The sequence below is a fragment of the Enterococcus sp. AZ120 genome, from assembly GCF_050546165.1.
Taxonomy (GTDB): Bacteria; Bacillota; Bacilli; order Lactobacillales; family Enterococcaceae; genus Enterococcus; species Enterococcus faecalis.
The window spans coordinates 2,255,229-2,267,500 of the sequence record NZ_CP172950.1; the positions used below are offsets into that span (position 1 = coordinate 2,255,229).

Sequence of the window (12,272 nt, forward strand, 5' to 3'; positions counted from 1 at the left end):
TTAGCGGCAAGAGCACAGCTCTTGCGGCGTTCTTTCTTTAATGATTGCTTTCTGGCTCCCAATTTGGTAGAAATGTTTCTTGTAAAAAGCTTGTGTCATAGTCACCTGTCAAAACATTGTCATGTGTAATTAAATCTAATTGGAATTCGGCATTCGTAATAATACCTTCTGTTACAATTTCATTTAAAGCCCTTTGCATTTTCATCAAGGCATCAAAACGATTTTCACCATGTACGATGACTTTTGCAATCATTGAATCATAATAAGGCGGAATTGAATACCCTGAATACATAGCGCTGTCTACACGCAAGCCCATTCCACCACTAGGCAACAAGAGATTTTGAATTTTACCTGGTGAAGGAGCAAAATTAAAGGCAGGATTTTCAGCGTTAATTCGGCACTCAATCGCATGCCCAGTCAGGATAACATCCTCTTGGGTATAGCCTAAAGGTTCACCTGAAGCAATTTCTAATTGTGCTTTGACTAAATCAATCCCTGTTACCATTTCCGTAACTGGATGTTCGACTTGGATGCGGGTATTCATTTCCATGAAATAAAAGTCGCCAGCTGGATCCATCAAAAATTCAATGGTTCCGGCATTTTCATAATGCACAGCTTGTGCCGCTCGAACGGCCGTTTCGCCTAACATCTGACGCTTTTCTTCAGAAATAGCAATCGATGGTGATTCTTCTAACACTTTTTGATTATTTCTTTGTAGTGAGCAATCACGTTCCCCTAAGTGAATCACATGCCCATATTGATCACCTAGAATTTGCACTTCGATATGACGTGCTGGATAAATAATTTTTTCTAAATACATATCATCATTACCAAATGCGGCTTTGGCTTCTTGCTGCGCTGAAGTAAAGTGTTTCGGTAACTCTTCTTTTGAAAGAACTTTTCGGATTCCTTTTCCGCCACCACCAGCAGCTGCCTTTAACATCACTGGGTAACCAATTTCTTCAGCAATCGTCAACGCTTCTTCGACAGAATCAATGACGCCATCACTCCCAGGAATAACAGGTACCTTGGCTTTTTGCATCAGTTGACGTGCGTTTATTTTATTGCCCATTGCATCAATCGTTTCTGCTTTAGGACCGATAAAAGTAATGTTACATTCTTCGCACATTGAAGCAAATTGACTATTTTCAGATAAGAAACCAAACCCTGGATGAATCGCTTCAGCATTGGTAACAATTGCTGCACTTAAAACAGCTTGAACATTTAAATAAGAATCAGTTGCTTTCGCCGGTCCAATACAAATGGCTTCATCTGCTAACTGTGTGTGTAACGCTTCTTGATCCGCTTCAGAGTAAACAGCAACTGTTTGAACGCCTAATTCGCGACAGGCACGAATAATACGAACAGCGATTTCTCCGCGGTTTGCGATTAATACTTTCGAAAACATTTTTCACCTATCCAATCATAAAGGTTAATTCAGCCTCGGCAACTTTTTTTCCATTAACTTTTGCCACACCTTTACCCATTCCAGCAGAAGCGCGGACTTTTAAAAGTTCAACCTCTAAAATTAATGTGTCGCCTGGTGTTACCTTTTGTCTAAATTTTGCTTTATCTAATCCACCAAAGTATGCCGTTTTCCCTTTGAATTCAGGCATTGAAAGTAATGCCACGGCGCCTGCTTGAGCCAACGATTCAATAATTAAAACTCCTGGCAAAACAGGATTCCCAGGAAAATGACCTTGAAAAACTTGCTCATTAACCGTTACATTCTTTTTCGCTACAACGCGTTCCCCGGGAATGACTTCTTCAACACTATCTAATAATAAAAAGGGATAGCGATGTGGTAAAATTTCTTGAATTTCTGTAATTGTTAATTTCATGTTTTATTCTCCTTTAGCAACTCGGAATAGCGGCTGACCAAATTCAACCACATCTTCATTGTTGACTAATATTTCAGTAATCACACCGTCAACTGTCGCCGTAATTTCATTCATTAATTTCATCGCTTCAACGATACACACAACGTCACCCGTTTTAACAGTGTCTCCTACTTTGACAAAGTTCTCTTTATCTGGTGCTGGTTGTAAATAAACGATTCCTACAATAGGTGACGTAATTTCTTCTGTCTTTTCATTGGTTGTCGGTGTATTAGTTGGCGTTTCTTCAACGACAGAAACTGTTTCAACAGGCACTGACACACCACTAGCGGCTACTGGTGTTTCTTGTGGTTGCGCCACTGGTTCTACGGCACTTCGCCCAGAAACTGTATTTTTATTCATATATAATTCAAACGAGCCTTCTCGTAAATCAAATTCGGTTAAAGTTGATTGATCAAATTGTGTTAATAATGCTTTTACTTCTTCTAACTGCATGTTAATCCTCCCAGCGTTTTAAGCAAATAACTGCATTGTGGCCACCAAAGCCTAGCGAGTTACTTAAAGCATAATCAAATTTATGCTCTTTGCTTTCGTTTAAAACAACGTTCACCGTAATTGCTTCATCTTGATTTTCCACATTAATGGTTGGCGGAATAAATTGATGTTGTAAAGCATTTAGGGTAGCAATTCCTTCAATTCCACCAGCGGCGCCTAAGAGATGTCCCGTCATACTCTTTGTACTACTTACATACGCCGTTTTTGCGGCATCACCTAAAGCCAATTCAATTGCTTTAGATTCTGCACTGTCATTGGCTTGTGTGCTTGTTCCATGGGCGTTAATATAGCCAATTTTTTCTGGAGAAATCCCCGCTTCTTCCATTGCTAGTACCATGGCTTTCGCTGCGCCGCTCCCATCTGGTGTTGGTGATGTCATATGATAGGCATCGCAATTAGCACCATAGCCAACCACTTCACCTAAAATAGTTGCGCCTCGTTCTAGAGCATGATCTAATGATTCTAAAATAAAGACACCCGCTCCTTCTCCCATCACAAATCCACTACGTTCTTTATCAAAGGGAATTGAGGCTTTTTCTGGATCAGTCGCCTTTGTTAAAGCGGTCAAGGAAGCAAATCCTGAAATACCAATTTCTGTAATAGGCGCTTCTGCTCCACCAGCAATAATGACATCAGAGTAGCCATGTTTGATATTGCGGAACGCTTCCCCAATTGAATGAGTTGCACTAGCACAAGCTGTCACTGTTGAAGTACAAATTCCTTTGGCACCAACACGTAAAGCAATATTTCCCGCCACCATGTTTCCAATCGCCATTGGAATAAATAACGGTGCCACACGTTCAGGTCCTTTGTCGTGCATCCGAATTACTTGATTTTGAATTGTTTCCAAACCACCAATCCCGGAACCCACCATGACGCCAAACCGATCCACATCTAGTTGACTGGTATCCAAGCCACTCATAACCATTGCTTCTAAGGCCGCATAAATGCCAAATAACGAAAACTTATCCATGCGTTTGCCATCTTTTTTAACAAAATATTTTTCCATTGGAAAGTCTTTCACTTCAGCTGCTAAGGTGACACCTGTTTCACTAACATCAAATTTACTAATCGGTCCGATACCATTTTTCCCTGTTTTCAAACTTTCTAAAAAAGTCTCAGGTTCATTGCCAATCGGCGAGGTGACACCGTAACCGGTAATAACTACTCGATTCATCCTTTTGACTCCTTTCGTTTATCCGTGCATGACTAAGCCGCCATCAACATTCACGACTTGCCCAGTAATATAGGGACTTTTAGCTAAGAAAATCGCTGTAGCTGCGACATCTTCGACTTGCCCAAACGTTTGTAAGGGAATTTGCGCATTCATTTGTGTTTTAACTTTTTCCGATAAAACATCCGTCATTTCTGTTTGGATAAACCCTGGTGCAATCGCATTGCAGGTAATACCGCGCGGCGCAACTTCTCGTGCCACCGATTTAGTAAAACCAACGACACCCGCTTTACTCGCAGCGTAGTTTGCTTGACCAACATTTCCCATTAAACCAGAAACGCTAGCCATATTAATAATCCGACCACTTCGTTGTTTCATCATACGTTTAACCGCTTGTTGGGTCATGTTAAAAGTTCCTACCAAGTTAATATCTAAACAGGCATTAAAATCCTCTTTTGTCATTCGTAATAATAATTTATCATTCGTAATCCCAGCGTTATTCACCAGAATATCAATCGAGCCTAATTGGTCAACGGTTGCTTGAATCATCTCACCTGCTGCATCAAAATCAGAAATATCTCCAGAAAGGCCAATACATTTTACCCCAAAGGCTTCAATTTCTTGTCGTTGTTCTGGCGTAATCTCACTCCGACCGTTTAAAACAATATTGGCGCCCTCTTTCGCAAAAGCCAATGCAACTGCTTTGCCAATCCCACGAGTGCTTCCAGTAATAAATACGTTTTTCCCTGTTAATTCCATTTTTTACCTCCCAGTAAGTGCTGTTAACGTTTCTGTTAATGTTGCAACATCTTCCACACGGTGCATTTCAATTGTTTTGTCAATTTTTTTAACAAAACCAGTTAATGTTTTCCCTGGACCAACTTCAATCATCGTTCCTACGTTCATAGCCTTCATCGTTTCGATACTGTCTTCAAAACGTACCGCAGACATGACTTGCTTTTCCAATAACGCTTGAATTGCCTCTTGGGGCATAATTTCGGCAGTCGTATTACTAATGACAGGAATTTGCATCGTTTGAAAGTTCAATTTTGCTAAATCCTGAGCCAATTTTTTTGATGCTGGTTGTAACAGCGCCGTATGGAAAGGGCCACTCACATTTAACGGAATCATTCGCTTCACACCAGCTTCTTTGAGAAGTGTCATCGCTTGATCAACAGCAGCAACCTCACCACCAATCACGATTTGTTGTGGTGTATTATAATTTGCTGGAGCCACAATTCCGAAAGCACTGGCTTCTTGGCAGGCTTTCTCAATTACTTCACGCTCAGCATTCATGACAGCAACCATTTTGCCAGTTCCTTGTGGTGCTGCTTCTGTCATGTACTGACCGCGCTTTTGGACCAAGGCCACTGCTTCTGAAAAGCGCAAAGCCCCGCTGGCAACCAAAGCGCTATATTCCCCTAAGCTTAAACCCGCTACGACATCAGGCGTTAGTCCTTTTTGTTGCAAAAGACGGTAAAATGCGACACTGACTGTTAAAATAGCAGGTTGCGTATATTCTGTTTCATTTAAACGTTCATTTTCAGTAAAACAAAGTTCTGCCATCTCATAACCTAAGATATGACTTGCTTCATCGAAGGTTTCCCGAACAATCGTTTCTTGGTGATATAATTCTTCACCCATCCCTTGATACTGGGCTCCTTGTCCACTAAATAAAATCGCTGTTTTCATACGACACCTCATTTTTTGTTAAAATTATTCACTTAGCCCCAACGCTGATTCATCTTATGTACAATCGCTTTGCATTCAGACATGAGTGAATCAATGATTTCTTGGGCTGTTTCTTCTTTTTTTATTAACCCGGCAATTTGTCCCGCCATGACGGAACCGTAATCCATATCCCCGTCAACGACAGCTTTGCGCAAAGCGCCCTGACCAATTTTTTCAAACATTTCTAAATCAGGCACTTCTTTTTGGAGTTCTTGCTTTTCTAATTGATTATATTGAGCGGTTAATTTATTTTTTAAAGTACGCACTGGATGGCCAAAATGTTGACAGGTAATTACTGCATCTAAATCACGTGCCTTTAAAACTTTCTGTTTATAATCTGGATGAACGTTGCATTCTTTGGCAATTAAAAAACGTGTGCCTAACTGGACTGCTTCAGCACCTAACATAAAGGCCGCAGCCATACCACGACCATCACCAATCCCACCTGCTGCAATCACAGGAATTGACACAGCGTCAACGATTTGCGGTAAGCCACTCATAGTGGTTAACTTGCCAATATGTCCACCAGCTTCCATTCCTTCAAAAATGACAGCATCGGCACCAATTTTTTCCATTCTTTTTGCTAAAGCAACAGAAGGAACTACTGGGATTACTTTAATGTTATGTTCTTTAAAACGAGCCATGTATTTGGCTGGATTGCCTGCACCTGTCGTTACGACAGGAACCTGTTCTTCACAAACCAAATCGACAATTTCATCGGCAAAAGGTGAAAGTAACATGATATTGACACCAAAGGGTTGCTCCGTTAATTCTTTAACTTTTTTAATTTCTTTTTTTACGACTTCTTTTGGGGCATTGCCGCCAGCAATAATCCCTAATCCACCAGCGTTTGACACGGCACTTGCTAATGAAGCATCGGCTACCCAAGCCATACCGCCTTGAAAAATGGGATAATTGATTCCAAGCAACTCACATAACTGTTGATTCATTGATTTTATACGTCCTTTAGTTCTAAGATAAGTACACTTCATTCAAGTAAAAAAGGATTTTTCCGGCTTATTTACTTGTTTTTTTAGGGACTGGGTCATTTAGCAATTAAATGTCCCAGCCCCCTATTTTCATGTATTAGTTTGCTTGTTGTTTTTCTACATATGTTACTAAATCTTGAACGGTTTGGATGCCATCTTCTGTTTCGATTTTCACATCAAATTCATCTTCGATTTCGTTAATGATTTGGAATAAATCTAAGCTATCCGCGTCTAATTCTTCTTGAATGTTTGTAGTTAATTGTACCTCTTCAGCATCTTTTCCTAATTCTTCTACGATAATTGCTTGAATTTTTTCAAATACCATGTGTATATTCCTCCAAAATAGTCATTTTCTTCATTTATATGTGAACAGTTTTTTACAGCGTTAGGAGCAGTGAGCCCCATGTTAAGCCGCCGCCAAATCCTGTTAGCACCACGCGTTGTTGGGAACCTAAAATTAAGGTCCCATTTTCAACTGCTTCATCCAACAAAATAGGAATACTAGCAGCTGAGGTATTGCCATATTTATCCATATTCGTTAAAAACTTCTCGCGGGAAATCTTCGTCTTACGTGCAATTTTATCGATAATGCGCACATTTGCTTGATGTAATAGAAGATAATCCACGGTTTCGTCCGTCACGAGTGATAAAATATTTTGTGAAACATCTTTAATCGCAAAATCAAAAATACTACGTCCTTCCATCTGTAGCGTCTTACTAGCCTGCTCATGCCCCTGATAAAAAGGACTTTCGTTGATCGTGTAGCCTGACGTTAAAGCCGCCCACCGTTGTCCATCTGCTTGTAATTTTTCATTTAGAAAATGCGGTGTCTCAGCCGCTTCAATCAAGACGCCAGCAGCCCCATCACCGAAAAGCACCGCTGTGGAGCGATCGGTCCAATCCAACATTTTGGAAAATGTTTCGCCACCAATTACTAGACCTGTTTGATAACGACCACTTAAGACTAGTTTTTCTGCCATGCTTAAGGCATAGACAAAACCAGAACACGCTGCACTGATGTCAAAAGCAAAGGCCTCAGTGGCGCCAATTGCGCCTTGCACTTGGCAAGCAACAGAAGGCATATTGAAATCTGGTGTCACTGTTGCAACTAAAATAAAGTCAATCTCACTTGCTTGCTTTCCAGATTTTTCCAATAACTGTTTTGCGACCTGATGACATAAATCAGACGTATTTTCTTGCGTAACGATGCGACGTTCACTAATGCCTGTTCGCGAATGTATCCATTCATCAGAGGTATCCATCATTTCACTCAGTTGGTGATTCGTGACACAATTCTCTGGAACATAACGGCTTGTACAACTAATTCGTGCATAATTCTTCATGGGGATCCTCACTTTTTATTTGTATTCTTGCAAGAAATCATGAAGATTTTTTAGTGCTCTTAACAGCGCTTGTTCTTCTTCTTGCTCCATGCCTTTCAAAATGTTTTTAACCATTTCACGATGAAAATGCTGATGGACTCTAAAAAGTAATTTTCCTTTTTTAGTTAAGCCAAGCTTTACTACACGTCGATCATCTTCACTACGCAAACGTTCAACATAGCCTTTTTTAACTAAGTTGTTAATCGCTACAGTAAGTGTTCCGACAGTAATTGAAAGTTCCTTGGCTACTTCTGAAGACGTTTTTTTCTTGTACATACCAATTGCTTCGATTGTGTGCATCTCCGTAATGGATAAATCATTAAATTGTGATTTTTTCAATTCAGATTCTTCAATCGTTAAGATGTCATTAAAGACACTGACTAAGTAATCGTTGACTGTTTCTAAATTAGGTTCCATTCTGTGCACCATCCATATACTTTGATTATCAAAACATTTGATGTTCAAACTATATCGTAAATAAGCAAAGAATGCAAGAGAATTTTCTATATTTTTAATGAAATATTCTTCAAATATTTCAAAAAAGGCGCATTTTCAAGGGACGAGGCTTTTAAAAAAAGGATCAATTACTTTGATACCCAAACTATTTTCACAGAAAAAGGAAAGAAGTGCAACTAAAAAGCATCACTGGCACTCCCCTGATTGAGAAGTGCCAGTGATTTTTGTTATATAATTCTTAAACTCCCACTAAGCTATTGCTACAACTTGACTGGATAATACGAGAAGAGAGTGAACCAGAAGCTTTGGTGCTTCTACTCCACTCCCTTATTAAAATGTAGGACGATTAATTATTGAATTAAGTCGTAAATTTCCATTGCTACAATATCGATGTTATCGAATTGATAGCTTTGGTGCGTATCAGATTCTGTTAATTCAAATGTTTCTGTTGATTTATCAAAACTTACAATACATTTCTCTACGCCTTCACGTTCAAAGCGGCGTACTTGTACTTCATTATCTGCTGCTTCGATCATTGCTTCCAGTCTCTTAATAATCGCCACAAGTTGTGAATGTTTCATCAGTGGGCCTCCTTTTGCAAACTAGTTCTGTACCATTGTAACAAAACATTGCCTAACTTGCATGATTTTTCGTCATTTTTTTTGATTTTTTTGTTGTTCTTTAATTTTTATTCGTTGGTTGCTTGCCATCTGTCCACCAAAGCTTAATTAAGGCCTGTGTGCCATCATTTTCAAACCCTTTATCTGCAAGGCTTTCATATAATTCTGTCGCTTTTTGCGTCGCTGGCAATGGAAGGTCAAGTTTTTTTGCTTCATCTAACGCAATCTTTAAATCTTTGATAAAATGTTTAACAAAAAAGCCTGGCGTATAATCTTCTTTTAAAATACGTGGTCCATAATTACTTAACGACCAGTTTGCAGCACTGCCACCACCGACTGTTTCCAGAACTTTTTCTAAAGTTAATCCTGTCGCATTTGCGTAAACGAGCATTTCAGTCAAACCGGTCATTGTGCCTGCAATCATTAACTGATTCGCCATCTTAGTGTGTTGCCCTTTTCCAGCTGAGCCGTGTAGCATAAACGTTTTACCAAATGTTTTGAAAATTGGTAAGACGGTGTCATAACTTTCTTGATCGCCACCAACCATAATTGTTAAAGTACCATTTTTAGCACCTAAGTCACCACCAGAAACTGGCGCATCCAACGCATGAGCACCCACTTCTGCTGCTTTTTTGGCAATCTTTTCAGCCAAGGTCGGCGTACTTGTGGTTAAATCTACTACTATTTTACCTGTAAGATCTGCTTGAAAAATCCCTGTTTCATTAAAATACACGCCTTCAACATCTGAAGGAAAGCCAACCATTGTAAAAATGATATCACTCGCTTCCGCAATTGCTTTTGGCGTATCATACCAGACTGCTCCTTCAGCAACTAAATCATCTGTTTTACTTTTTGTTCGATTGTAAACATTGACAGATAAATTGTTTTTCATCATGTTACGAATAATTGATTTCCCCATGACACCCGTTCCAATAAAGCCGATTTTAGACATAGTAGCTTCCTCCGTTCTTAAAATAAAAAACTTTCCTCCTTCAGTATAAACGAAGGAGGAAAGTTTTGCAGTTTATTTTCTTAAAGATGTAAATTTTACTTTAATTTTTTTAATTGAGTCCGCATTTTCTTTTTCCATTTGAAGTTGATCAAAGTAAATCAATGTATCTTGATAAAATTCAATCATTTTGTTGCCAAAGTTTGTAGAAGAAATTTCAAATAATTTTTCATCTAAAATAGTTTGGTCCATTTTAATATTTGCTTGTATATAGTCAATCAATGTTGTGGCAAAATCACTGTCTGTCTTAAAAGTTTTGCCTAAGCTTTCATGATCAAATAAATTATTTAAATAGGCGTTCCCTTCTGCAACACATTGAACGCCAGCGGCCATCGCTTCTGTATAAGTTAAGCCTTGTGTTTCCGACGTTGAGGCGCTGACAAAATAGTCAGCAGCTTTATAATAAATGGCGACTTCTTCATTTGGCACTTCACCCGTAAATTGAACGTATTCACTGACTTCTAGTTCTTCTGCTAATTCTTTTAAATCCTCTAAATAGGGACCATTTCCAACTATTACTAAACGAGTTTGTGGTAATTTTTCAATAATTTGTGGTAATCCTTGAATAATTGCTTGAATATTTTTTTCATAAGAAATTCGACTTAACGATAACAACATAATCTGTTGCTCTTCAATACCTAGTTGTTGACGCATTCCAGCGATCATTTCTTCAGTAATATCGGGACGTAAAAACTTATCAATTTCGATCCCTGTTGGAATAATTCTCATTGGTGCGGTCACTCCATAATCCCGTAATTTTTCAATTACACGTTCACTGGGACAAACAACACCTGTCGTATGATTTGTAAACACTCTTGAAAAGAATTTAACATGTGATGGACGGACAACTTTTCCTTTAGCAATATAATGTAAGTAATCTTCATACATCGTATGATACGTATGGATGACAGGAATTTTCATTTTTTTCCCAACCATTTTCCCTAAAATACCCGCACCAAATTCAGTATGTGTATGAATTAAATCTAATTCCAATTCTTTGGCAATTAAATAGGCGTACCACATGCCGCGAACCACTACTCGGCGATCTTTAAAAGATACGAATGGCACACTAGGCATTCGTATGACATCTTCTTCAAAATCAGTCGCGTTAGGATCGGTTGTCGTAAAAATATACACTTCATGGCCGTGCTTTTCTAATTCATCTTTTAAGGTCTTAATAGAAGTCGCTACCCCACTCACTTGCGGGAAATACGTATCAGTAAAAAAACCAATTTTCACTCTCATTACCTCCATTTCATCTAACAATAACTGCCTTCAATATTTGTTAAGATAAGACTGTTTCGTAGACTTCTTTTAACTCGTAACCAATTTGCTTGATACTTCTTTGCTCTGCTACTTGATAGCCTGCTTCTCTAGTGCTAGGTATTTTCCCTTCTAATAAGCCTTCAATATATTTTTTAAATTCTTCAATAGAATGACCCATATAACAATTTTCATTAGCTACTAGCCAGCCTTGATAAACTGGAATATCACGCACTAAAACTTGTTGCTGACTAGCTAATGCTTCTAAGACAACAATTCCTTCCGTTTCTTCACGCGAAGGGAAAAAGAAGAGATTCGCTGCCGCATAGGCCCCTTCGATGACATCTCCTTTAATATAACCTGGGAAAATAACATTTTCTGGATGATCTTCTTTAACTAATTGTCGAATATTTTTTGGGATAGAATACATTGGTGTATCACCAAACCAAATAAATTGATACTCTGGTAACTGTCGCGCAACTTCAATAAAATCAGTGATTCCTTTACGTTCAAAAAATAATCCCACACAAATAATTACTTTTTTCTCTTCATCTATTTTAAAATATTCTCGGAATTTTTGTTCCTTTTCTTCTGAAGGATAAAAGCGTGATAAATCAATACCATTTGAGATTGCCGAAATAGGCACTTTAATGCCATATCCTTCTAGCAATGTTTTAGAATACGGTGTTGGTGTAATTAAATGATCCGCTTTGGAATACAAACTGATAAGATATTTTTTTACTAATGGTGCCAGTTGATTAGACCCAATAAAGGAATTACGAAAATCTTCTTCTGTCGAATGGGCATGATAAATAACTTTTTTTCCTAGTTTGCGTGCTTTTCTGACCATACGATGGCTATTTACGCCATATGTATTAATATGCAATATATCATAGTCACTGCAATCAGCATCTAATGTATATTCTATTCCAACTTCAGAGAGCGCTCGTTTCTGGTGATCTAATGCTCGACCAATACCTGATTTGGCTAAGATTTTCTCACCTTCAAAATATAACAATATTTTCAAACCCGCTCCTCCTTTTCTGCTTTACTAACTATAATAAACACATTATACCATAGCTAAAATTTGATGTATTCATTCTTCGGTAGGATCCTTTTAATCTTATAAATGTTTTTAAAGTCCCTTCTTCAAGCTTATCAAAAAATAGTGAATAAAACAAAAAAAGCAAAAACCAAGTTGGTTTTTGCTTTTGCTCAACTCCGGCAGTAGGACTCGAACCTACGACATCATGAT

At 38.5% G+C, this 12,272-nt stretch carries 14 protein-coding genes and 1 tRNA gene (1 of these 15 only partly in view); all 15 read right to left on the reverse strand.

Annotated features, from left to right (window positions below):
- Positions 1-37: 37 nt before the first annotated feature.
- Entirely contained in the window at positions 38-1,408 is a 1,371-nt protein-coding gene (locus IGJ46_RS10810; RefSeq protein ID WP_002356288.1) for an acetyl-CoA carboxylase biotin carboxylase subunit, read from the reverse strand.
- Between the two features lie 7 nt (positions 1,409-1,415).
- Entirely contained in the window at positions 1,416-1,841 is a 426-nt protein-coding gene (gene fabZ / locus IGJ46_RS10815; RefSeq protein WP_002356286.1) for a 3-hydroxyacyl-ACP dehydratase FabZ, read from the reverse strand.
- 3 nt (positions 1,842-1,844) lie between these two features.
- Positions 1,845-2,333, reverse strand: a complete 489-nt coding sequence (gene accB / locus IGJ46_RS10820) for an acetyl-CoA carboxylase biotin carboxyl carrier protein (RefSeq protein ID WP_002356285.1) — start codon at positions 2,331-2,333, stop codon at positions 1,845-1,847.
- A gap of 1 nt (position 2,334) precedes the next feature.
- Positions 2,335-3,570 (reverse strand): beta-ketoacyl-ACP synthase II, encoded by a 1,236-nt coding sequence (gene fabF, locus IGJ46_RS10825; RefSeq protein WP_002413621.1) that lies wholly within the window; start codon positions 3,568-3,570, stop codon positions 2,335-2,337.
- 18 nt (positions 3,571-3,588) lie between these two features.
- Complete coding sequence (gene fabG / locus IGJ46_RS10830; protein WP_002356283.1) at positions 3,589-4,326, reverse strand: 3-oxoacyl-[acyl-carrier-protein] reductase; 738 nt, start codon at positions 4,324-4,326, stop codon at positions 3,589-3,591.
- A gap of 3 nt (positions 4,327-4,329) precedes the next feature.
- Complete coding sequence (fabD, locus tag IGJ46_RS10835; RefSeq protein ID WP_002413622.1) at positions 4,330-5,259, reverse strand: ACP S-malonyltransferase; 930 nt, start codon at positions 5,257-5,259, stop codon at positions 4,330-4,332.
- 32 nt (positions 5,260-5,291) lie between these two features.
- Positions 5,292-6,248: an enoyl-[acyl-carrier-protein] reductase FabK gene (fabK, locus tag IGJ46_RS10840; RefSeq protein ID WP_002356279.1), complete on the reverse strand. Its 957-nt coding sequence runs from the start codon at positions 6,246-6,248 to the stop codon at positions 5,292-5,294.
- Between the two features lie 136 nt (positions 6,249-6,384).
- Positions 6,385-6,612 carry an acyl carrier protein gene (locus IGJ46_RS10845; protein WP_002356278.1) on the reverse strand — a complete coding sequence of 76 codons (228 nt, stop codon included), beginning with the start codon at positions 6,610-6,612 and terminating at the stop codon, positions 6,385-6,387.
- 52 nt (positions 6,613-6,664) lie between these two features.
- Entirely contained in the window at positions 6,665-7,630 is a 966-nt protein-coding gene (locus IGJ46_RS10850; RefSeq protein ID WP_002359378.1) for a beta-ketoacyl-ACP synthase III, read from the reverse strand.
- 15 nt (positions 7,631-7,645) lie between these two features.
- Positions 7,646-8,086 (reverse strand): fatty acid biosynthesis transcriptional regulator FabT, encoded by a 441-nt coding sequence (gene fabT / locus IGJ46_RS10855; RefSeq protein WP_002362455.1) that lies wholly within the window; start codon positions 8,084-8,086, stop codon positions 7,646-7,648.
- A 389-nt stretch (positions 8,087-8,475) separates the two neighbouring features.
- Positions 8,476-8,706: a YkuJ family protein gene (locus IGJ46_RS10860; RefSeq protein ID WP_002379802.1), complete on the reverse strand. Its 231-nt coding sequence runs from the start codon at positions 8,704-8,706 to the stop codon at positions 8,476-8,478.
- Positions 8,707-8,806: 100 nt separating this feature from the next.
- Positions 8,807-9,697 carry an NAD(P)-dependent oxidoreductase gene (locus IGJ46_RS10865; RefSeq protein WP_002356274.1) on the reverse strand — a complete coding sequence of 297 codons (891 nt, stop codon included), beginning with the start codon at positions 9,695-9,697 and terminating at the stop codon, positions 8,807-8,809.
- A gap of 72 nt (positions 9,698-9,769) precedes the next feature.
- Entirely contained in the window at positions 9,770-10,993 is a 1,224-nt protein-coding gene (bgsB, locus tag IGJ46_RS10870; RefSeq protein ID WP_218391253.1) for a cell wall glycolipid biosynthesis glucosyltransferase BgsB, read from the reverse strand.
- 46 nt (positions 10,994-11,039) lie between these two features.
- Positions 11,040-12,044, reverse strand: coding sequence for a cell wall glycolipid biosynthesis glucosyltransferase BgsA (gene bgsA / locus IGJ46_RS10875; protein ID WP_002359375.1), 1,005 nt, complete (start codon positions 12,042-12,044; stop codon positions 11,040-11,042).
- Positions 12,045-12,236: 192 nt separating this feature from the next.
- Positions 12,237-12,272, reverse strand: a tRNA-Asn gene (locus tag IGJ46_RS10880); it runs 38 nt beyond the window's last position.

What these genes read in the sequence shown, in the direction of transcription:
- IGJ46_RS10810 (WP_002356288.1), bottom strand. Translation starts at nt 1,408, where the DNA reads ATGTTTTCGAAAGTATTAATCGCAAACCGCGGAGAAATCGCTGTTCGT.
- fabZ (WP_002356286.1), bottom strand. Translation starts at nt 1,841, where the DNA reads ATGAAATTAACAATTACAGAAATTCAAGAAATTTTACCACATCGCTAT.
- accB (WP_002356285.1), bottom strand. Translation starts at nt 2,333, where the DNA reads ATGCAGTTAGAAGAAGTAAAAGCATTATTAACACAATTTGATCAATCA.
- fabF (WP_002413621.1), bottom strand. Translation starts at nt 3,570, where the DNA reads ATGAATCGAGTAGTTATTACCGGTTACGGTGTCACCTCGCCGATTGGC.
- fabG (WP_002356283.1), bottom strand. Translation starts at nt 4,326, where the DNA reads ATGGAATTAACAGGGAAAAACGTATTTATTACTGGAAGCACTCGTGGG.
- fabD (WP_002413622.1), bottom strand. Translation starts at nt 5,259, where the DNA reads ATGAAAACAGCGATTTTATTTAGTGGACAAGGAGCCCAGTATCAAGGG.
- fabK (WP_002356279.1), bottom strand. Translation starts at nt 6,248, where the DNA reads ATGAATCAACAGTTATGTGAGTTGCTTGGAATCAATTATCCCATTTTT.
- IGJ46_RS10845 (WP_002356278.1), bottom strand. Translation starts at nt 6,612, where the DNA reads ATGGTATTTGAAAAAATTCAAGCAATTATCGTAGAAGAATTAGGAAAA.
- IGJ46_RS10850 (WP_002359378.1), bottom strand. Translation starts at nt 7,630, where the DNA reads ATGAAGAATTATGCACGAATTAGTTGTACAAGCCGTTATGTTCCAGAG.
- fabT (WP_002362455.1), bottom strand. Translation starts at nt 8,086, where the DNA reads ATGGAACCTAATTTAGAAACAGTCAACGATTACTTAGTCAGTGTCTTT.
- IGJ46_RS10860 (WP_002379802.1), bottom strand. Translation starts at nt 8,706, where the DNA reads ATGAAACATTCACAACTTGTGGCGATTATTAAGAGACTGGAAGCAATG.
- IGJ46_RS10865 (WP_002356274.1), bottom strand. Translation starts at nt 9,697, where the DNA reads ATGTCTAAAATCGGCTTTATTGGAACGGGTGTCATGGGGAAATCAATT.